The sequence below is a fragment of the Pseudomonas sp. A39 genome, from assembly GCF_058145955.1.
Genome location: NZ_JBYVMD010000056.1, coordinates 13342 through 33405 on the forward strand (window position 1 = coordinate 13342; position 20064 = coordinate 33405).

Consider the following 20064-nt stretch of genomic DNA (forward strand, 5'->3'; position numbering starts at 1 on the left):
CTTTCTTATTCCAACTGGCAATAAACAAACTGCCGCAAAATGCGGCAGATTCGCAATTCAGCGAAGCGTTACAGTCGACCCAGATCGTTGACCAAGGCTAATAACATCACCCCGACCACCAAACTGATACCGATCTGTATCCCCCAACCCTGCACCCGATCCGACAAGGGGCGACCACGCGCCCACTCGACCAGATAAAACAACAGATGCCCCCCATCCAATACCGGAATGGGCAGCAAATTCAGAACACCCAGGCTGATACTCAGATAAGCCAGGAAATTCAAGAAATCCGCGACACCCGACTGGGCAGAAGCGCCCGCCACTTTAGCAATGGTTATCGGCCCACTCAAGTTTTTTACCGAGAGCTCGCCGAACAACATTTTCTTGAGCGATTCGAGGGTCAGTACACTCATGGTCCAAGTGCGTTTTGCTCCCTCGCCAATGGCAGCCAACGGCCCGAAGCTGACTTCGCGCACCATCGATGGCGGCCAATCGACACCTTTGACCCCGGCACCCAGGTAACCCCCGGCCGCCTTGGCTTCCCCGCGAACCGACAGCGTCACAGGGACGTCGATTTGAGCACCATCGCGCTCAACTTTCAGCACAATTTTGGTTTCAGGACGTACACGCACCAAGTCAACCACTTGCTGCCAGTCACCCAGCGACTGGCCATCGAGGGCCAACAAGCGGTCGCCCGTTTTCAGGCCTGCAGCCTGGGCCGGGCCTTTCGGGTCCAGCTCCGCGAGCACCGGCGGCAAGGCCGGACGCCAGGGCCGTATGCCCAGAGACTTGATCGGATCAGGCTCATCAGCACCCTTTAGCCAGTGGTCAAGAGCCAGCTCGCGCGGGGTTTCGGTGGTGGAATCCTGCTCGCGCACCACCACGTTGACGGTGCCGCTTTCACCCAGGCGACGCACCAACTGCAAATTGACCGCGCCCCACCCCGTGGTGGGTTCGCCATCAATGGAAACAATTTCTTGCCCAGCAACCAACCCAGCCTTGGCGGCGATACTGTCCGACTCGACCGCGCCGATGACCGGACGCACCTGCTGGCTGCCCAGCATGGCCAAGACCCAGAAGAACACCATCGCCAACAGGAAGTTGGCGATCGGACCGGCGGCAACAATGGCGATACGCTGACGAACGGTCTTGCGATTGAAAGATTGGTCCAGTTGGTCTGCCGGCACTTCACCTTCGCGCTCATCGAGCATCTTGACGTAGCCACCCAACGGGATAGCCGCGATCACGAACTCGGTGCCACGGCGGTCGTGCCAGCGCAACAGCGGCATGCCGAAACCGACGGAAAAGCGCAATACCTTGACGCCGCAACGACGCGCCACCCAGAAGTGGCCGAATTCGTGGAAGGTAACCAGCACACCCAGAGCAACCAGGGTGCCGACAATCATGTAAAGCGCACTCATCTAAGTTCTCCGCATTCCTATCCAGTGCCTCAAGGCTCAAACCTGCCCACAGGCTAACGCACGTTGCGGTTCAACCATTGTTCCGCCAGGGCCCGGGCCTTGGTATCGGCCTCGAATACTGCCCCCAGATCGCTCACCGTCACAACAGGCTCAAGCGCCAGGACGTCCTCGATGATACTCGCGATCTGCGGAAAGCGGATGCGCCGTTCGAGAAACGCCGCCACCGCCACCTCATTGGCCGCATTCAGCATCGCCGGCGCGCTATTGCCCGCTTCGGCAGCTTGCCGGGCAAGGCGCAGGCACGGAAAGCGCTGCTCGTCGGGCGCTTCGAAGTCCAGACGAGCCACGGCAAACAGATCCAAAGGCGCCACGCCGGAATCGATCCGCTCGGGCCAGGCCAGGGCATTGGCGATCGGGGTGCGCATATCGGGGTTGCCCAACTGCGCCAGGACCGAACCGTCCACGTAGTCGACCAGGGAATGAATCACACTTTGCGGGTGAATCACCACCTCGACCTGGTCAGGCCGCGCATCGAACAGCCAGCACGCCTCGATCAGTTCCAACCCCTTGTTCATCATGCTCGCCGAATCCACAGAGATTTTGCGCCCCATGGACCAGTTCGGATGAGCGCACGCCTGGTCGGGCGACACCTGTTCCAGCTCCGCGAGCGGGGTTTTCCGGAACGGCCCTCCGGAGGCGGTCAGCAGGATCCGACGCACACCCACCTGACTCAGGCCACGGGCATAGTCGCCGGGCATGCACTGGAAGATCGCATTGTGTTCGCTATCGAGTGGCAGCAGTACCGCGCCACTTTTGCGCACCGCCTGCATGAAGAGCGCGCCGGACATGACCAGCGCTTCTTTATTGGCCAACAGGATCTTCTTGCCAGCGTCGACGGCCGCCAGGGTTGGACGCAACCCCGCAGCACCGACAATGGCGGCGACCACCGTGTCAACTTCGGCGTCGGCCGAGACTTGGCACAGCCCCTCCTCCCCGACCAACACCTGAGTCGCAAGCCCGGCAGCCCGCAGGTCATCCTGCAGCGTCCGCGCCGCAGCGGCTTCAGGCACTACCGCAAATCGCGGCGCATGGCGTACGCACAAGGCCAGCAGCTCGCTCATGCGGGTAAACCCGGTGAGGGCGAAAACCTGGTAGCGATCAGGATGGCGCGCAATCACATCCAGGCTGCTCAACCCTACCGAGCCGGTTGCACCCAGCACGGTCACTTGTTGCAGGCGGCTCACGACGCCGTCATCCACAACAGCACGGCAAAGATCGGAATGGCAGCGGTCAGGCTGTCGATGCGGTCCAGCACACCGCCGTGACCCGGCAGCAGGTTGCTGCTGTCCTTGATCCCGGCCTGGCGCTTGAACATGCTTTCGGTGAGGTCACCCACCACCGAGATAAACACGACAATGGCTGTAGCCACCAGCGCCAGGAAGATGTCCTTCACCGCCCAGCCACGCACAACACCGACGACCAGTGCGATCACCAGCGTCAACGCCAAACCACCGTATACACCCTCCCAGCTCTTGCCCGGACTGACCGCCGGTGCCAGCTTGCGCTTGCCAAAGGCCCGACCGGAGAAGTAGGCACCGATATCCGCCCCCCAGACCAGCACCATGACCGCCAGGATCAGCCAGTTACCCATCGGGTAACGCTTGATCTCAATCAGCCCCTGCCACGCCGGCAGCAGGATCAATAAACCAATCACCAACTTGCAGGCCACGCTCGACCATTGACTGCTGGTGCGCGGGTAAGTCAACACCAGGAATGTCGCCAGCGCCCACCACAGTACTGCCGCACCCAACACCCAAGGTGCAATGTCGGGCAGGATGTACAAGAGAAACGCCAAGGCGGCCACCACGGCGGCATAGGCCACCCGCGGCAACTGTGCATTGAAACCTGCCAGGCGCGCCCATTCCCAGGCACCCAGGGTGACGACCAGGCCGATAAACAGCGCAAAGCCGGAACCCTCGAGCAGGAAAAACCCACACAAGGCGATCGGCAACAGGATCAGTGCTGTGATGATTCGTTGTTTAAGCATTTAAACCCGGGCTCCAGCTTCGATCTGCTCACTCGTTTTACCGAAGCGACGCTGACGGGAAGCGAAATCGGCCAGCGCAGTACGCATGGCATCGTGTTTGAAGTCCGGCCAGAACAGGTCGGAGAAGTACAGCTCGGTGTAGGCCAGCTGCCACAACAGGAAATTACTGATGCGGTGCTCACCACCGGTACGGATGCACAAGTCAGGCAACGGCAGGTCACCGGTCACCAGGCAGGTTTGCAAGAGTTCGGGCGTGATGTCGTCGGGTCGCAGATGACCGGCCTGCACTTCGCGGGCCAGCCGCTGCGCGGCCTGGGCGATATCCCACTGGCCACCGTAGTTGGCTGCGATCTGCAGCACAAAACGGTTGGCGCCGGCAGTAATGGCCTCAGCTTCGCGCATGGCCGCCTGCAATTCCGGATGGAAGCGCGAGCGATCACCAATGATGCGCAGACAGATGTTGTTGTCATTGAGGCGCTTGGCCTCACGACGCAACGCCCGGAAGAACAAGTCCATCAAGGCGCTGACTTCTTCGGCGGGCCGCTGCCAGTTTTCACTGGAGAACGCGAACAAGGTCAACACTTCGACCTTGGCTTCGGCGCATACCTCGATCACCGCCCGCACCGCATCGACACCCGCTTTATGCCCGGCCACACCCGGCATAAAGCGTTTCTTCGCCCAGCGATTATTCCCATCCATGATGATCGCGACATGGCGCGGCACCACAGAGGGCACAGTCTGCTTGGTCTTTTCCATGAAGGCGTCCTGACCCCTTATACGGCCATCAGGTCCTTTTCTTTTTCTTCCGTGGCCTTAGTGATCTGGGCCTCGGCATCCTTGGTCAGCTTATCGATATCAGCAGTGGCACGACGCTCTTCGTCTTCGCTGATTTCCTTGTCCTTGACCAGTTTCTTCAGGTCACCCAGGGCATCGCGACGGATGTTACGCACGGCGACGCGCGCATCTTCGGCAGCGCTGCGCGCCTGCTTGGTGAAGCCCTTACGGGTTTCTTCAGTCAGGGCCGGCATGGAGATCAGCAGCAACTCACCCAGGTTGGTTGGGTTGAGGTTCAGGCCAGCGCTCTGGATGGCCTTGTCGACGGCACCGAGCATGTTGCGCTCGAAGGCCACGACTTGCAGGGTGCGCGAATCTTTAACGGTAATGTTGGCAACGCTGCTGATAGGGGTATCAGAACCGTAGTAAGGCACCATTACGCTGCCCAGGATACTCGGGTGCGCCTTGCCGGTACGGATCTGGCCGAATGCATGGCTCAGCGATTCCAGGGATTTCTGCATACGCGCCTGGGCGTCTTTCTTGATTTCGTTGATCATTGTTGGCCTTCCTCGATCAGAGTCCCTTCTGCGCCGCCGTGTACGATGTTCAGCAGGGCGCCGGGCTTGTTCATGTTAAATACGCGCAGCGGCATCTTGTGGTCGCGGCACAGGCAAATAGCCGTCAGGTCCATCACGCCCAGCTTGCGATCCAGGACTTCATCGTAGGTCAGATGATCGAACTTCTCGGCATGCGGGTCTTTGAATGGGTCTGCGGTGTAAACGCCGTCTACCTTGGTCGCCTTGAGCACCACGTCAGCATCAATCTCGATGGCGCGCAGGCACGCTGCCGAGTCGGTGGTGAAGAACGGGTTACCCGTGCCGGCGGCGAAGATCACCACTTCCTTGGCGTTCAGGTGGCGCATGGCTTTGCGGCGGTCATAGTGATCGGTCACGCCGACCATGGAAATAGCCGACATCACGATAGCCGAGATATTAGCGCGCTCCAGGGCGTCGCGCATGGCCAGGGCGTTCATCACAGTGGCCAGCATGCCCATGTGATCGCCGGTGACCCGGTCCATGCCGGCCGCACTCAGTGCCGCGCCGCGAAACAGGTTACCGCCGCCGATCACCAGGCCGACCTGTACGCCGATACCGACCAGTTGGCCGACTTCCAGCGCCATGCGGTCGAGTACTTTGGGATCGATCCCGAACTCTTCCGAGCCCATCAGGGCCTCGCCGCTAAGCTTGAGTAGAATGCGTTTATAGCGAGCCTGATAACCACTGCCCTGCTGAGCCATTGCGAATCTCTCCTGCGGCGTATTTTTAAAAATTCTTGGCGAGCCGTTTTACGGCTTGCGTTCACTCTAGCTGGACGCTGTCACAGCGCCATCGGAACACGGCTTTGTAAGCCAGTTCCGAGGGGAAGCCAAATAAAATCGACCTTCCCATTTGAAAAGAGGCTGCGCGCGTGAGCGGGCAGCCTCTTTCGGGCGACAGTTGAAGACTGTCTTATTGCTTGGCGGCAGCCAGCTGGGCAGCAACTTCTTCAGCGAAGTTGTCGACCGGCTTCTCGATGCCTTCGCCTACTTTGAAGTAAGTAAAGGAAACGATTTCAGCACCGGCTTTCTTGGCCAGTTCGCCGACCTTGATTTCAGGGTTCTTGACGAACGCCTGCTCAACCAGGCTTGCTTCAGCCAGGAACTTGCTGATACGGCCCTTGATCATGTTTTCAACGATGTTCTCTGGCTTGCCAGCGATTTTGTCAGCGTTGAGGCTCAGGAACACCGCTTTTTCACGTTCGATTGCGTCAGCAGACACTTCCGATGGCAGCAGGAACTCAGGGTTGCTGGCCGCTACGTGCATAGCGATGTCTTTGGCCAGCTCAACGTTGCCGCCTTTCAGAACAACCGCTACACCGATTTTGTTGCCGTGCAGGTAACCGCCGACAACATCACCTTCAACGCGAACCAGGCGACGGATGTTGACGTTTTCGCCAACCTTGCCGACCAGTACCAGGCGATCAGCTTCTTGAGCTTCGATCAGCGGAGCGGCGTCAGTCAGCTTGTCAGCGAATGCTTTTTCAACGCTGGCAGCAACGAATGCCTTGAAGTCGTCCTGCAGAGCCAGGAAGTCGGTCTGCGAGTTCACTTCCAGCAGAACAGCGGACTTACCGTCTTCTTTCAGAGCGATTGCGCCTTCAGCAGCTACGTTGCCTGCTTTCTTGGCAGCCTTGATGGCGCCGGAGGCACGCATGTCGTCGATGGCTTTTTCGATGTCGCCGCCGGCCTTGGTCAAGGCCTTTTTGCAATCCATCATGCCTTCGCCGGTACGCTCACGCAGTTCTTTAACCAACGCTGCAGTAATCTCTGCCATTTCAAAATCCTCTTGGATAGGTTTTCAACCATTCCACCCGATCAAACGGGCGATCAATTCTTCCCGAATAACCCTTGTAGGCTGCTGCACGTTACAGTCGCTAGGTTGCGCTGCCACAAGTGGGAGCCGACAAATGGTTTTCGAGGTGGCAAAAAGGGGGCCAAGCCCCCTTTTTGCTTACTGAGTCAACGCCAGGGCGTCAATTACTCAGCGGCAGCTACCGGAGCTTCTTCAACGAACTGCTCGGCACCACCAGCAACGTGGTTGCGACCACGGATTACAGCGTCAGCCATCGAACCCATGTACAGCTGGATAGCGCGGATTGCGTCATCGTTGCCTGGGATGATGTAGTCAACGCCTTCCGGGCTGCTGTTGGTATCGACTACGCCGATAACCGGGATGCCCAGCTTGTTGGCTTCGGTGATCGCGATGCGCTCGTGATCAACGTCGATAACGAACAGTGCGTCAGGCAGACCGCCCATGTCCTTGATACCACCCAGGGAACGATCGAGCTTTTCCAGGTCACGGGAGCGCATCAGCGCTTCTTTCTTGGTCAGCTTGGCGAAAGTACCGTCTTCGGCTTGCACTTCAAGGTCACGCAGACGCTTGATGGAAGCACGGATGGTTTTGAAGTTGGTCAGCATGCCGCCCAACCAGCGGTGATCGACGTACGGCGAACCGCAACGTGCTGCTTCTTCAGCAACGATCTTGCCAGCGGAACGCTTGGTGCCGACGAACAGGATCTTGTTTTTGCCCTGGGCCAGGCGCTCTACGAAAGTCAGTGCTTCGTTGAACATCGGCAGGGTTTTTTCAAGGTTGATAATGTGGATCTTGTTACGCGCGCCGAAAATGTATTTACCCATTTTCGGGTTCCAGTAACGGGTCTGGTGACCGAAGTGCACACCGGCCTTCAGCATATCGCGCATGTTGACTTGGGACATGATAGTTCCTTAATAAGTCGGGTTTGGCCTCCACGTATCCCAATGACCAACCAGCGGCATCAAGGCCTCCGGCACCCAGGTCATCGTGTCGACACGTGTGTGGATTTAAGCTTTGCGGGGTATCCCCGGAAAGCGGCGCATTTTATACCACAGCAAGGGCGAAAACGGAACCCGCAATCACATTTGCCGCGAGCCTCTTTCATGCAACCCTTTGAATAGAGCCAACAACCCCCCACCTTATAGAGAGAAGCGATCATCAGAGGCTCATGATTTGACGCCATGGTCTGTTAGAATCGCGTTTTTTGAGGCTTGTGCGAATTCTGTAACCTTTTGTCGCACGCCCGTAAACCGTATTGATTTCAGCGCGTCGCGCTAGAGAGAGCCTGTATGACCGTTAGCTTGAAAACCGCCGAAGACATCGCTGGCATGCGCATCGCCGGCAAACTGGCTGCCGACGTGCTGGAAATGATCGCCGAGCACGTCAAGCCTGGCGTTACCACCGAAACCCTGAACCAGATCTGCCATGACTATATCGTCAATGTGCAGGGCGCCATTCCTGCGCCGCTGAACTACAAAGGCTTCCCCAAGTCGATCTGCACCTCGGTCAATCACGTGGTCTGCCACGGGATTCCGGGTGACAAGCCGTTGAAGGACGGCGACACCCTGAACATCGACGTCACCGTCATCAAAGACCGCTATTTCGGCGACACCAGCCGCATGTTCCACGTCGGCACTGTACCGGTCTGGGCCGAGCGCCTGTCGCAGGTCACCCAGGAGTGCATGTACAAGGCCATCGAAATCGTCAAGCCCGGCTGCCGCCTGGGCGACATCGGCGAAGTGATCCAGAAGCACGCGGAAAAGAACGGTTTCTCGGTGGTGCGCGAATTCTGCGGCCACGGCATCGGCACCGTCTTCCACGAAGAGCCACAGATCCTGCACTACGGCCGTGCCGGCACCGGCATGGAACTCAAGGCAGGCATGACCTTCACCATCGAACCGATGATCAACCAGGGCAAGGCCGACACCAAGGTACTGGGCGACGGCTGGACCGCCATCACCAAGGACCGCAAGCTCTCGGCCCAGTGGGAACACACCCTGCTGGTCACCGAAACCGGCTACGAGATCTTCACCCTGCGTGCGGACGACACGATCCCGCGCGTTTCCGCGTAAGGATCACCCAGGTTTTCCCCAACCGTGTTGTGACTGACTGATAGATAGAAAGGAAAGCCGATCGATGCCCCAGGTGGATCCCGAACTCTTCGACCGCGGCCAGTTCCAGGCCGAACTGGCCCTGAAGGCGAGCCCTATCGCTGCGTTCAAGAAAGCTATCCGCCAGGCCCGCGAGGTGCTCGATGGGCGCTTTCGCAGTGGCCGGGATATCCGCCGGCTGATCGAGGACCGCGCCTGGTTCGTCGATAACATCCTGCAAAAGGCCTGGGAACAGTTCAGTTGGAGCGAAGACGCCGACATCGCCCTGGTGGCGGTCGGCGGCTACGGCCGTGGTGAGTTGCACCCCTACTCCGACATCGACCTGCTGATCCTGCTGGACAGCGCCGATCATGAGATCTTTCGCGATTCCATCGAGCGTTTTCTGACGTTGCTGTGGGACATCGGCCTGGAAGTCGGCCAGAGCGTGCGCTCGGTGGATGAATGCGCCGAAGAAGCCCGTGCCGACCTCACGGTGATCACTAACCTGATGGAAAGCCGTACCATCGCCGGCCCCGAGCGCCTGCGCCAGCGCATGCTTGAAGTGACCAGCACTGCACACATGTGGCCGAGCAAAGACTTCTTCCTGGCCAAGCGTGCCGAGCAAAAGGCCCGGCACCACAAATACAACGACACCGAATACAACCTGGAACCCAACGTCAAGGGCTCGCCGGGCGGGCTGCGGGATATCCAGACGATTCTGTGGGTAGCGCGTCGCCAGTACGGCACCCTGAACCTTCGCGCCCTGGCTGGCGAAGGCTTCCTGGTGGAGAGCGAAAACGCCCTGCTGGCCTCGTCCCAAGAGTTCCTCTGGAAAGTGCGCTACGCCCTGCACATGCTCGCCGGGCGCTCCGAAGACCGCCTGCTGTTCGACCACCAGCGCTCCATCGCCACCCTGCTGGGCTTTGAGGGCGAAGACGCGAAGACCAGCATCGAAAGCTTCATGCAGCAGTACTACCGGGTGGTCATGAGCATTGCCCAGCTCAGCGACCTGATCATCCAGCACTTCGAAGAAGTGATCCTGGCCCCCGAAGACGAGGCGCCGCCGCAACCGATCAATTCGCGCTTCCAGTTGCACGACGGTTATATCGAGGCGCGCAACGACAATGTATTCCGCCGCACACCGTTCGCCATGCTGGAGATCTTCGTGCTGATGGCCCAGCAGCCGGAAATCAAAGGCGTGCGCGCCGACACCATCCGCCTGCTGCGGGAAAACCGTCACCTGATCGACGACGATTTCCGCAACGATATCCGTAACACCAGCCTGTTCATCGAGCTGTTCAAGTGCAAGATCGGCATCCACCGCAACCTGCGGCGCATGAACCGTTACGGCATCCTCGGGCGCTACTTGCCGGAGTTCGGTTTTATCGTCGGGCAGATGCAGCACGACCTGTTCCACATCTATACCGTGGACGCCCACACCCTGAACCTGATCAAACACCTGCGTAAGCTGCAGTACACCCAGGTGTCAGAGAAATTCCCGCTGGCCAGCAAACTCATGGCCAAGCTGCCCAAGCCCGAGCTGATCTACCTCGCCGGCCTCTACCACGATATCGGCAAAGGCCGGCATGGCGACCACTCAGAGATCGGCGCGGTCGACGCTGAAGCGTTCTGCCAACGTCACCAACTGCCGCTGTGGGACAGCCGCCTGATCGTCTGGCTGGTGCAAAACCACCTGGTGATGTCGACTACCGCCCAGCGCAAGGACTTGTCCGACCCGCAGGTGATCCATGACTTCGCCGGAATAGTCGAGGATGAAACACGCCTGGACTACCTGTACGTACTGACCGTTTCCGACATCAACGCTACCAACCCGACGTTATGGAACTCGTGGCGCGCCAGCCTGCTGCGCCAGCTCTACACCGAGACCAAGCGTGCCCTGCGCCGCGGCCTGGAAAACCCAGTGGACCGCGAAGAGCAGATCCGCCGCACCCAGAGCGCTGCCCTGGATATCCTCGTTCGCGGCGGCAACGACCCGGATGATGTCGAGCAACTGTGGTCGCAACTGGGTGACGACTACTTCCTGCGCCACACCGCCGGCGACGTGGCCTGGCACAGTGACGCGATCCTGCAACAGCCCGCCGATGGCGGCCCGCTGGTGCTGATCAAGGAAACCACCCAGCGCGAATTCGAAGGCGGCACGCAGATCTTCATCTATGCCCCCGACCAGCACGACTTCTTCGCCGTGACCGTGGCGGCCATGGACCAACTCAACCTGAACATCCATGACGCTCGGGTCATCACCTCCAGCAGCCAGTTCACCCTCGACACCTACATCGTGCTCGACACCGAAGGCGAATCCATCGGCGATAACCCGGTGCGGGTGAAGAAGATCCGCGAAGGCCTGACCGAGGCCCTGCGCAACCCGGACGACTACCCGACCATCATCCAGCGCCGGGTCCCGCGCCAGCTCAAGCACTTTGCGTTTGCGCCCCAAGTGACCATTTCCAACGACGCCCAGCGCCCGGTAACCGTGCTGGAGCTCAGCGCACCGGACCGCCCTGGCCTGCTGGCGCGGATCGGCGGGATTTTCCTGGAGTTCGATTTGTCACTACAGAATGCCAAGATTGCGACCTTGGGCGAGCGGGTGGAAGACGTGTTCTTCATTACCGATGCCGATAACCAGCCGCTGTCCGACCCGGAACTGTGTCGCCGCCTGCAGGACGCTATCGTCCAGCAATTGAGCGTGACCCAGGAACCTGGCGTCGAGCTGACCAGACTGACCATTTGAATTAATTTAACGTCCCAGTGGGCACGGTCCCTGTGGGAGCTGGCTGGCCTGCGATGGCATCGACTCGGTATGGCTGATACACCGAGTGCACGCATCGCAGGCAAGCCAGCGCCCACAAAAAGCCGTCCTCATCCTGATCGAGGCCCTCATGAACAACGCCCTGAACCAGCTGCAGCCTTATCCGTTCGAGAAACTGCGCGCCCTGCTCGGCAGCGTCACGCCGAACCCGGACAAACGCCCTATCGCGCTATCCATCGGTGAGCCCAAGCATAAGTCCCCGACGTTTGTCGCCGAAGCGCTGAGCAACAACCTCGATCAAATGGCGGTGTACCCCACCACCCTGGGCATCCCGGCCCTGCGCGAGGCCATCGGCGCCTGGTGCGAACGCCGCTTTGACGTGCCCAAGGGCTGGCTCGACCCGGCGCGCAATATCCTGCCGGTCAACGGCACCCGCGAGGCGCTGTTCGCCTTCACCCAGACCGTGGTCAATCGCGGTGACGACGCGCTGGTGGTCAGCCCGAACCCGTTCTACCAGATCTACGAAGGCGCCGCGTTCCTGGCCGGGGCCAAGCCGCATTACCTGCCTTGCCTGGATGCCAATGGCTTTAACCCGGATTTCGACGCCGTGACGCCGGACATCTGGAAACGCTGCCAGATCCTGTTCCTGTGCTCCCCCGGCAACCCGACCGGCGCGTTGATCCCGGTCGACACCCTGAAAAAACTCATCGCCCTGGCCGACGAATACGACTTCGTTATTGCCGCCGACGAGTGCTACAGCGAGCTGTACTTCGACGAGCAAACCCCGCCACCGGGCCTGCTCAGCGCCTGCGTCGAGCTGGGCCGCCAGGACTTCAAGCGTTGCGTGGTGTTCCACAGCCTGTCCAAGCGCTCCAACCTGCCAGGCCTGCGCTCCGGGTTCGTGGCCGGCGACGCCGACATCCTCAAGGGGTTCCTGCTGTACCGCACCTACCACGGCTGCGCGATGCCGGTGCAAACCCAGCTGGCCAGCATCGCGGCCTGGCAAGATGAAGCCCACGTGCAGGCCAATCGTGACCTGTACCGGGAAAAATTCGACGCCGTACTGGCGATCCTCAAGCCGGTGCTGGACGTACAAAGCCCGGATGGCGGGTTCTACCTGTGGCCAAAGGTAAAGGGCGACGATGCGGCCTTCTGCCGCGACTTGTTCGTCGAAGAACACGTGACAGTGGTGCCGGGCTCGTACCTGTCGCGGGAGGTGGACGGTGTCAATCCAGGCGCGGGGCGCGTGCGCCTGGCCTTGGTTGCGCCGCTGGGGGAATGCGTGGAAGCAGCTGAGCGGATTCGGGATTTCATTCAGCGGCGCTGATAAGCGCCTGACGGGTCATTTCAGATGTCCCAGATTCGCCTCACTCATATCCAACTCCGCCAATACCTCCCTCAAGACGTCATCACCAATCTGGTGATGACGGCTCAAGCTATACAACTCCAAGCGCTGCGCCCGCAGCGCCTTGAGACGCAGCTTTCGCTCAAGCAGATCCATTTGCCGCGCCAGCGCCTGGGCTTCCGCCGAGTCGTTGAACACGTCCAGTTGATGGCGATACTCCGACATCAACCGTGCCTTCAACTCGGCGGCGAGTGCGGCTTGGGCAGCGTCCTGGGTTTCCGTTTCAACGGGCTCCTCGGCCTCCAGGGCATGAATCGCGGCAACGGCTGTTTTCTTCCAGGCTTCGCGGACTTCGTTATGACGCTTCTCATCCGGGCTTTTCTCAATGCCGCGCAACAACAGCGGCAATGCGATGCAAGCGGCGATCAACGACAGGAGGATCACCCCGGCGGCGATGAAGATCAGCAGGTCACGCTCGGGGAAATCCTGGCCCGGCGCCAACAGCAAGGGCACCGACATCACACCGGCCAGAGTGACCGCACCGCGCACACCCCCCACCGTCAACAGCCAGCAGGAGCGGGCTGTGGGCACCAGGGTCAGCTCGCTTTTCCCACGTAACCGCCGCAATAAACCCGACAGCCGCCAGATGCTCTGCACCCAGATAAACCGCAGCACCACCAGCACCAGGAAGATCGCGATCACATCCAGGCAGCGATAAAACAGCGTGGGCCACAGCGTCGGCTCATGACTGACCACGGCCTTGATGATGTCCGGCAGCTGCAGGCCCAGCAGCAGGAAAATCAGGCCGTTGAAGGCAAACTCCAACAACGACCACACGCTGCGATTGAGCAAGCGCGTACTGGTCTGGCGTGGCAGCAGGTCGAGCCAGCTTTGCATCATGCCCGCCGCCACCGCCGACAGGATGCCCGATGCGCCCAGGCGTTCGGCCAGCACATAGGCCGCAAACGGCAGCAGCAACATGAAGACCACGTGGGTGGCCGGATCATCCCAGCTCCGCGCAATCATCCAGGCGCGCAGACGGCCGACCAGCCAGCTGAGCGCCACACCGACAGCCAGGCCGCCGACCGCCACCAGGACAAAGGTCAGGCTCGCATCGGCCAGGGAAAACACCCCGGTCAGCGCCGCCGCCAGGGCGAACTTGAAGGTCACCAGGCCCGAGGCATCGTTCATCAGCGCCTCGCCTTGGAGCATATGCATCAGCGGTGTCGGCAAGCGGTTCTGGGCAATGGCCGACACCGCCACGGCGTCCGTCGGCGACAACACGGCCGCCAGGGCGAAGGCCACCGGCAACGGGATCGTGGGCAACAGCCAGTGAATGAAGTAGCCGGCACCGACCACCGTAAACAGCACCAGCCCCACCGCCAGCGTCAGGATCGGCCCACGCAGGCGCCATAACTCGCGCTTGGGCATGCGCCAGCCATCAGAAAACAGCAGAGGCGGCAGGAACAGAAACAGGAACAGCTCCGGGTCCAACGCCACATGCAACCCCAGCGTCGGCCAGGCCAGCAGGGCACCGGCGGCAATTTGCACCAGCGGTAACGGCAGAGGGATGATACGCCCGACCAGACGCGAAACGCTGACCAGCATCAGCAGGATAAGAACGGTGTAGGCGGTTTGCATAAAACAGGTTTCCCGGACAATCGACTTGCAACGACACACATCAGGCAACAAGTGGCCGTTGAAGTGCCATATTACCCGGCTATGGTAGCGGCTATGCCGCGCACTGGCTTTTGCACAAAAGTCGCACAGCGCTGACGAGCGGCACCCAAACCCGCTGGTCGTGGCATAATCCGTGATCTTTCGTTTTAAGCAGCCCAAAGGGGGGCAATTCCTTGACCGCTTCAAGCAAAACGTTGCACCTTTTCGGCATCAAAGCCTGCGACACCATGAAAAAGGCGCGTACCTGGCTCGATGAGCACGGCGTCAACTATGAGTTTCACGACTACAAAACGGCCGGTATCGACCGCGAACACTTGACCCAATGGTGCAACGAGCACGGTTGGCAGGTGGTTTTGAACCGTGCGGGCACCACCTTTCGCAAACTCGAAGACGAACGCAAAGCCGATCTCGATCAGTCGAAAGCCATTGAATTGATGCTCGCACAACCCTCGATGATCAAGCGCCCAGTGCTCGATCTCGGTGACAGAACCCTGATTGGCTTCAAGCCAGATAGTTATTCGGCGGCCCTCAAGTAGGCCAGCCCTTTCCATTTTGTAGAGGTAACAGCATGTCCAATTCCCTGTTCAGCCTGGGCTTCGGCGTCGGCACTCAGAACCGCCAAGGTGCTTGGCTGGAAGTGTTTTACGCACAACCGTTGCTCAATCCATCGGCTGAAATTGTCGCCGCCATCGCACCGATCCTCGGTTACAGCGAAGGCAACCAGGCGATTACCTTCACCGTCACCCAGGCCCTGCAACTGGCAGACGCGCTCAAAGGTGTTGATGCCACCCAAGCCGCGCTGCTGAGCCGCCTGGCTGAAAGCCACACCCCGCTGGTCGCCACCGTGCTGGCCGAAGACGCGGCACTGACCTCCACCCCCGAGGCCTACCTCAAGCTGCACCTGCTGTCCCACCGCCTGGTCAAGCCGCACGGCCTGAGCCTGGCCGGTGTGTTCCCGCAGTTGCCGAACGTGGCCTGGACCAGCCAGGGCGCGATCGACATCGCGGAATTGGCCGAGCGCCAGCTGGAGGCCCGCCTGCGCGGCGAGCTGCTGGAAGTGTTCTCGGTGGACAAGTTCCCGAAAATGACCGACTACGTCGTGCCAAGCGGCGTACGTATCGCTGACGCCGCGCGTATCCGCCTGGGCGCCTACGTGGGCGAAGGCACCACCGTGATGCACGAAGGCTTCGTCAACTTCAACGCCGGCACCGAAGGTCCGGGCATGATCGAAGGCCGTGTATCGGCGGGCGTGTTCGTCGGCAAGGGCTCGGACCTTGGCGGCGGTTGCTCTACCATGGGCACCCTGTCGGGCGGCGGCAACATCGTGATCAAGGTGGGCGAAGGCTGCCTGATCGGCGCCAACGCCGGTATCGGTATCCCGTTGGGCGACCGCAACACCGTGGAGTCGGGCTTGTACGTCACTGCCGGCACGAAGGTTGCGCTGCTGGACGAACAAAACCAACTGGTCAAAGTGGTCAAGGCACGTGAGCTGGCCGGCCAGCCGGACCTGCTGTTCCGCCGCAACTCGGAGACCGGTGCGGTGGAGTGCAAAACCCACAAATCGGCCATCGAACTGAACGAAGCGCTGCACGCTCACAACTAAGCAGCCACTCGATGCCACTAGCGGGCCCCGACCCTGGGGCTCGCTTATACGAGTCTTGAACACCATGCTAGTGCCCTCCCCCTGGCGCGCCGATTTCCCGGCCATCGCCACGCTGCAACGGCAAGACCAGACTTACCTGGACAACGCCGCCACCACGCAAAAACCCCAGGCCCTGTTGGATGCCATCAGCCATTACTACGCCAATGGCGCAGCCAATGTGCACCGTGCCCAGCATTTGCCAGGCGCCCATGCGACGCAAGCCTTCGAAGACAGTCGCAGCAAGGTCGCGCAGTGGTTGAATGCAGGCGACAGCGGGCAGATCGTCTTCACCCACGGCGCGACCTCAGCGCTGAACCTCTTGGCCTATGGCCTAGAGCACTTATTCAATGCGGGCGATGAGATTGTCATCAGCGCCCTGGAACACCACGCCAACCTGCTGCCCTGGCAGCAACTGGCCAAACGTCGCGCCGCCACGCTGGTGGTGTTGCCGCTGAACGATGACGGCGTGATCGACCTGCCGGCCGCCGCCGAGCTGATCGGCCCACGCACACGCCTGCTGGCGGTGAGCCAGTTGTCCAACGTGCTCGGCGCCTGGCAGCCGCTGGAGGCCCTGCTGGCGCTCGCCCAGCCACACGGCACCCTGACGGTGGTCGATGGCGCCCAGGGCATCGTCCATGGCCGTCACGACGTGCAGGCTTTGGGCTGCGATTTCTATGTGTTTTCCAGCCATAAGCTGTATGGCCCGGATGGCGTCGGCGTGCTGTTCGGGCGCAACGAAGCCTTGCATCACCTGCGCCACTGGCAGTTTGGCGGCGAGATGGTGCAACAGGCGGACTACCACAGCGCCAGCTTCCGCCCGGCACCGTTGGGTTTCGAGGCGGGCACCCCGCCGATTGCCAGTGTGATCGGCCTGGGCGCCAGCCTGGATTACCTGGGTTCGCTGGACCAGCCCGCGATCGTCGCCCATGAGGCGGCGCTGCATGACTACCTGTTACGTGGCCTCAAAGCGCGCAATGGCGTGCGCGTGCTGGGGTCGCCGCAGGTCGCGCTGGTCAGTTTTGTCGTCGATGGCGTGCACAACGCGGACCTCGCGCACCTGCTCACCGAGCAAGGCATTGCCGTACGCGCCGGTCATCACTGCGCAATGCCGCTGCTCAAGGCGATGCACTTATCGGGGGCGATCCGTGTGTCCCTGGCGCTGTATAACGATTCCGATGACCTGGAGCGCTTCTTTGAAGCGCTGGACCAGGCGCTGGACATGCTGCGATGAGCCTGCCGGTAGAGGCCGTTGCCGCACTTGAGGCTTTTCAAGCCGTGGGCAGTTGGGAGCAGCGCGCGCGGATGCTGATGCAATGGGGCGAGCGGCTGCCAGCATTGGCGGATGAAGATAAGACCGAGGCCAACCTGGTGCAGGGCTGTGAAAGCCTGGTGTGGTTGGTGGGGCGTTTGCAGGATGGCCACTGGCAGTTCGCCGCCAGCAGCGATGCACGGATGATTCGTGGGTTAGTCGCATTGCTGCTGGCGCGGGTCAATGGGCTTTCTGCTGCCGAGCTACTGGCCGTGGACCTGCCCGACTGGTTCAATCAATTGGGGCTTTCCCGTCAACTCTCACCCTCGCGCAGCAATGGCCTCAACGCGGTCCTGCAACGCATGCGCGAACTCAGCCATACACAAAGCTAAATGTGGGAGGGGGCTTGCCCCCGATTGCAGGGTGTCAGTCACTGAACAAGTTGGCTGATCCACCGCTATCGGGGGCAAGCCCCCTCCCACATTTGAATTGTGTAGGGTTCCGAGATTTAAGTGGGCTTGACCCGCTCCGACGGCCGCCGCACCCCTGCCACAATTTTATCCACTGCCTTGGTCGCCGCCACCATGCCGAAGGTGGCCGTCACCATCATCACCGCGCCAAACCCACCGGCGCAGTCCAGCTTCACCCCGTCCCCGACGAAACTCTTCTGCAAACAAATGCTGCCATCCGGCTTGGGATAGCGCAGTTGTTCGGTGGAAAACACGCACGGCACGCTGTAATGGCGGGTCACGGTGCGGGAGAAACCATAGTCGCGGCGCAAGGTGGAGCGCACTTTCGACGCCAGCGGGTCGTTGAAGGTACGGTTCAGGTCGCAGACCTGGATCAGCGTCGGGTCGATCTGCCCGCCCGCGCCGCCGGTGGTGATGATCTGGATCTTGCGGCGCTTGCACCAGGCGATCAGTGCCGCCTTGGCGTTGACCGCGTCGATGCAGTCGATCACGCAGTCGATGTTGGGGGTGATGTACTCGGCCATGGTGTCGCGGGTCACGAAGTCCGCCACCGCATGCACCGTGCAATCCGGGTTGATCGCGCGCAGGCGCTCAGCCATCACTTCGACCTTGGGTTTACCGACGGTGCTGTCCAGCGCGTGCAACTGGCGGTTGCTGTTGCTGACGCAGACGTCATCCAGGTCAAACAGCGAAATCTCGCCCACCCCGCAACGGGCCATGGCTTCCGCCGCCCACGAGCCCACGCCGCCGACGCCGACAATCGCCACATGGGCCGCTTTCAAGCGTTCCAAGCCTTCAATGCCATACAAGCGGGCGACGCCTGCAAACCGCGGATCTTCTGTACTCATGACCATTACCCCAAAAACCGGCGCGCATTATGGGCTACGCAGCGGCAAGTTTTAAGCTACAAGTTACAAGTAAAGAACTTAGATGTACTTTCGCTGCCCAATGTCCGGTTTTTCTCGGCTTGCTGTACGGTCAGGGAAGGGCCGGTGTAGGATGCGCGCCGTTCGGCGTAGGCCGACACCTCTTTTCGTTCCACACCCTTTGGAACCCGAAATAGCCATGGCATCGCGTAAATTTGGACTTAACCTAGTGATAGTGCTGGCAATTGCCGCGCTATTCAGCGGTTTCTGGGCGCTGATCAACCGCCCGGTCACCGCCCCCAACTGGCCTGAACAGATCTCCGGTTTTTCCTACTCGCCGTTCCAGCAAGGCCAGTACCCACAGAAAGACCAGTACCCGACCGACGACCAGATGCGTCGCGACCTCGAGATCATGAGCAAGCTGACGGACAACATCCGTACCTACTCGGTCGACGGCACGCTGGGGGATATCCCCAAGCTGGCCGAGGAGTTCGGCCTGCGTGTGACGCTAGGGATCTGGATCAGCCCGGATCTTGAGCGCAACGAGCGAGAAATCCAGCGCGCCATCGAAATCGCCAACAGCTCGCGCAGTGTGGTGCGGGTAGTGGTCGGTAACGAAGCCCTGTTCCGTGAGGAAATCACCCCTGAAGCGCTGATTGTGCTGCTCGACAGGGTCCGCGCCGCCGTGAAAGTGCCGGTGACGACGTCCGAGCAATGGCACATCTGGGAAAAGAACCCGCAACTGGCCAAGCACGTCGACCTGATCGCCGCGCACATCCTGCCGTTCTGGGAATACATTCCGATGGACAAGGCCGGCCAGTACGTACTCGACCGCGCCAGGGACCTGAAGAAACTGTTCCCGAAAAAGCCGTTGCTGCTGTCGGAAGTGGGCTGGCCGAGTAACGGCCGCATGCGCGGTGGCAATGAAACGTCGCCTGCCGACCAGGCGATTTATCTGCGCACACTGGTGAACAAGCTCAATCGCCAGGGTTTCAACTACTTCGTGATCGAGGCGTTCGATCAGCCGTGGAAAGTCAGTGACGAAGGCTCGGCCGGCGCTTACTGGGGTGTATACAACGCTGCGCGCCAGCAAAAATTCAACTTTGACGGGCCGGTGGTGGCGATTCCGCAATGGCGCGTGCTGGCCATCGGTTCGGTGGTGCTCGCGCTGCTGTCCCTGACCCTGCTGATGATCGATGGCTCATCCCTGCGCCAGCGTGGCCGCACCTTCCTGACCTTTATCGCGTTTCTCTGCGGTTCGGTGCTGGTGTGGATCGGCTACGACTACAGCCAGCAATACAG

Annotated in this window: 18 protein-coding genes; 8 read left to right on the forward strand and 10 right to left on the reverse strand. The window is 60.6% G+C overall.

Features of this window, described 5'->3' with window-relative positions:
* Positions 1 to 68 precede the first annotated feature (68 nt).
* The 8 genes from rseP to rpsB form a co-directional block, all read right to left on the reverse strand.
* Positions 69 to 1421, reverse strand: coding sequence for a sigma E protease regulator RseP (gene rseP, locus AC3ZU9_RS27735; RefSeq protein WP_012722600.1), 1353 nt, complete (start codon positions 1419 to 1421; stop codon positions 69 to 71).
* A gap of 53 nt (positions 1422 to 1474) precedes the next feature.
* Complete coding sequence (gene ispC / locus AC3ZU9_RS27740; protein ID WP_012722599.1) at positions 1475 to 2665, reverse strand: 1-deoxy-D-xylulose-5-phosphate reductoisomerase; 1191 nt, start codon at positions 2663 to 2665, stop codon at positions 1475 to 1477.
* On the reverse strand, positions 2662 to 3468 hold the full coding sequence (locus AC3ZU9_RS27745) for a phosphatidate cytidylyltransferase (protein WP_012722598.1): 807 nt from the start codon (positions 3466 to 3468) through the stop codon (positions 2662 to 2664). The genes ispC and AC3ZU9_RS27745 overlap by 4 nt, the downstream gene beginning before the upstream one ends.
* A complete protein-coding gene (gene uppS / locus AC3ZU9_RS27750) occupies positions 3469 to 4224 on the reverse strand; it encodes a polyprenyl diphosphate synthase (protein WP_012722597.1) in 756 nt (251 codons plus the stop codon). It lies immediately after the preceding gene.
* Between the two features lie 17 nt (positions 4225 to 4241).
* Entirely contained in the window at positions 4242 to 4799 is a 558-nt protein-coding gene (gene frr / locus AC3ZU9_RS27755; RefSeq protein ID WP_012722596.1) for a ribosome recycling factor, read from the reverse strand.
* Complete coding sequence (gene pyrH, locus AC3ZU9_RS27760) at positions 4796 to 5539, reverse strand: UMP kinase (protein WP_003172271.1); 744 nt, start codon at positions 5537 to 5539, stop codon at positions 4796 to 4798. Before pyrH ends, frr begins: the two co-directional genes overlap by 4 nt.
* 211 nt (positions 5540 to 5750) lie before the next feature.
* Complete coding sequence (gene tsf, locus AC3ZU9_RS27765; protein ID WP_012722595.1) at positions 5751 to 6614, reverse strand: translation elongation factor Ts; 864 nt, start codon at positions 6612 to 6614, stop codon at positions 5751 to 5753.
* A 203-nt stretch (positions 6615 to 6817) separates the two neighbouring features.
* A complete protein-coding gene (rpsB, locus tag AC3ZU9_RS27770) occupies positions 6818 to 7555 on the reverse strand; it encodes a 30S ribosomal protein S2 (RefSeq protein ID WP_102061743.1) in 738 nt (245 codons plus the stop codon).
* A gap of 387 nt (positions 7556 to 7942) precedes the next feature.
* On the opposite strand from rpsB, the gene map reads away from it, so the two are divergent.
* From map to dapC, 3 genes are all read left to right on the forward strand, one after another.
* Positions 7943 to 8725 carry a type I methionyl aminopeptidase gene (gene map / locus AC3ZU9_RS27775; RefSeq protein WP_012722594.1) on the forward strand — a complete coding sequence of 261 codons (783 nt, stop codon included), beginning with the start codon at positions 7943 to 7945 and terminating at the stop codon, positions 8723 to 8725.
* Positions 8726 to 8789: 64 nt separating this feature from the next.
* Positions 8790 to 11492, forward strand: coding sequence for a [protein-PII] uridylyltransferase (locus AC3ZU9_RS27780; protein ID WP_012722593.1), 2703 nt, complete (start codon positions 8790 to 8792; stop codon positions 11490 to 11492).
* A 148-nt stretch (positions 11493 to 11640) separates the two neighbouring features.
* Positions 11641 to 12837 (forward strand): succinyldiaminopimelate transaminase, encoded by a 1197-nt coding sequence (gene dapC / locus AC3ZU9_RS27785; protein ID WP_012722592.1) that lies wholly within the window; start codon positions 11641 to 11643, stop codon positions 12835 to 12837.
* A gap of 15 nt (positions 12838 to 12852) precedes the next feature.
* Here the strand turns inward: dapC and AC3ZU9_RS27790 are convergent, their stop codons facing one another.
* Positions 12853 to 14496: a Na+/H+ antiporter gene (locus AC3ZU9_RS27790; protein WP_490091620.1), complete on the reverse strand. Its 1644-nt coding sequence runs from the start codon at positions 14494 to 14496 to the stop codon at positions 12853 to 12855.
* A 266-nt stretch (positions 14497 to 14762) separates the two neighbouring features.
* Between AC3ZU9_RS27790 and AC3ZU9_RS27795 the strand changes: the two genes are divergently transcribed.
* The 4 genes from AC3ZU9_RS27795 to AC3ZU9_RS27810 all read left to right on the forward strand — a co-directional run bounded on the left by AC3ZU9_RS27795 (position 14763) and on the right by AC3ZU9_RS27810 (position 17818).
* A complete protein-coding gene (locus tag AC3ZU9_RS27795; RefSeq protein ID WP_231501198.1) occupies positions 14763 to 15071 on the forward strand; it encodes an arsenate reductase in 309 nt (102 codons plus the stop codon).
* Positions 15072 to 15103: 32 nt separating this feature from the next.
* Positions 15104 to 16138: a 2,3,4,5-tetrahydropyridine-2,6-dicarboxylate N-succinyltransferase gene (gene dapD, locus AC3ZU9_RS27800; RefSeq protein ID WP_012722589.1), complete on the forward strand. Its 1035-nt coding sequence runs from the start codon at positions 15104 to 15106 to the stop codon at positions 16136 to 16138.
* A 64-nt stretch (positions 16139 to 16202) separates the two neighbouring features.
* On the forward strand, positions 16203 to 17408 hold the full coding sequence (locus tag AC3ZU9_RS27805) for an aminotransferase class V-fold PLP-dependent enzyme (RefSeq protein WP_043204901.1): 1206 nt from the start codon (positions 16203 to 16205) through the stop codon (positions 17406 to 17408).
* Positions 17405 to 17818 carry a SufE family protein gene (locus tag AC3ZU9_RS27810; RefSeq protein ID WP_012722587.1) on the forward strand — a complete coding sequence of 138 codons (414 nt, stop codon included), beginning with the start codon at positions 17405 to 17407 and terminating at the stop codon, positions 17816 to 17818. The genes AC3ZU9_RS27805 and AC3ZU9_RS27810 overlap by 4 nt, the downstream gene beginning before the upstream one ends.
* A gap of 116 nt (positions 17819 to 17934) precedes the next feature.
* Here AC3ZU9_RS27810 and tcdA read toward each other — a convergent pair whose 3' ends face one another.
* The gene (gene tcdA / locus AC3ZU9_RS27815) at positions 17935 to 18744 is read right to left on the reverse strand and encodes a tRNA cyclic N6-threonylcarbamoyladenosine(37) synthase TcdA (protein WP_046036662.1); all 810 of its coding nucleotides are present in this window, start codon (positions 18742 to 18744) and stop codon (positions 17935 to 17937) included.
* 217 nt (positions 18745 to 18961) lie between these two features.
* Between tcdA and AC3ZU9_RS27820 the strand changes: the two genes are divergently transcribed.
* The coding region (locus AC3ZU9_RS27820) for a glycoside hydrolase family 17 protein (protein ID WP_490091621.1) at positions 18962 to 20064 on the forward strand (1103 nt) is incomplete at its 3' end.

Bases quoted from the DNA above. Each gene is read 5' to 3' on its own strand.
- AC3ZU9_RS27780 (WP_012722593.1), top strand. From the start codon at position 8,790: ATGCCCCAGGTGGATCCCGAACTCTTCGACCGCGGCCAGTTCCAGGCC.
- AC3ZU9_RS27795 (WP_231501198.1), top strand. From the start codon at position 14,763: ATGAAAAAGGCGCGTACCTGGCTCGATGAGCACGGCGTCAACTATGAG.
- AC3ZU9_RS27790 (WP_490091620.1), bottom strand. From the start codon at position 14,496: ATGCAAACCGCCTACACCGTTCTTATCCTGCTGATGCTGGTCAGCGTT.
- AC3ZU9_RS27805 (WP_043204901.1), top strand. From the start codon at position 16,203: ATGCTAGTGCCCTCCCCCTGGCGCGCCGATTTCCCGGCCATCGCCACG.
- AC3ZU9_RS27745 (WP_012722598.1), bottom strand. From the start codon at position 3,468: ATGCTTAAACAACGAATCATCACAGCACTGATCCTGTTGCCGATCGCC.
- dapD (WP_012722589.1), top strand. From the start codon at position 15,104: ATGTCCAATTCCCTGTTCAGCCTGGGCTTCGGCGTCGGCACTCAGAAC.
- AC3ZU9_RS27810 (WP_012722587.1), top strand. From the start codon at position 17,405: ATGAGCCTGCCGGTAGAGGCCGTTGCCGCACTTGAGGCTTTTCAAGCC.
- tcdA (WP_046036662.1), bottom strand. From the start codon at position 18,744: ATGAGTACAGAAGATCCGCGGTTTGCAGGCGTCGCCCGCTTGTATGGC.
- pyrH (WP_003172271.1), bottom strand. From the start codon at position 5,539: ATGGCTCAGCAGGGCAGTGGTTATCAGGCTCGCTATAAACGCATTCTA.
- rseP (WP_012722600.1), bottom strand. From the start codon at position 1,421: ATGAGTGCGCTTTACATGATTGTCGGCACCCTGGTTGCTCTGGGTGTG.
- map (WP_012722594.1), top strand. From the start codon at position 7,943: ATGACCGTTAGCTTGAAAACCGCCGAAGACATCGCTGGCATGCGCATC.
- rpsB (WP_102061743.1), bottom strand. From the start codon at position 7,555: ATGTCCCAAGTCAACATGCGCGATATGCTGAAGGCCGGTGTGCACTTC.
- dapC (WP_012722592.1), top strand. From the start codon at position 11,641: ATGAACAACGCCCTGAACCAGCTGCAGCCTTATCCGTTCGAGAAACTG.
- frr (WP_012722596.1), bottom strand. From the start codon at position 4,799: ATGATCAACGAAATCAAGAAAGACGCCCAGGCGCGTATGCAGAAATCC.
- uppS (WP_012722597.1), bottom strand. From the start codon at position 4,224: ATGGAAAAGACCAAGCAGACTGTGCCCTCTGTGGTGCCGCGCCATGTC.
- tsf (WP_012722595.1), bottom strand. From the start codon at position 6,614: ATGGCAGAGATTACTGCAGCGTTGGTTAAAGAACTGCGTGAGCGTACC.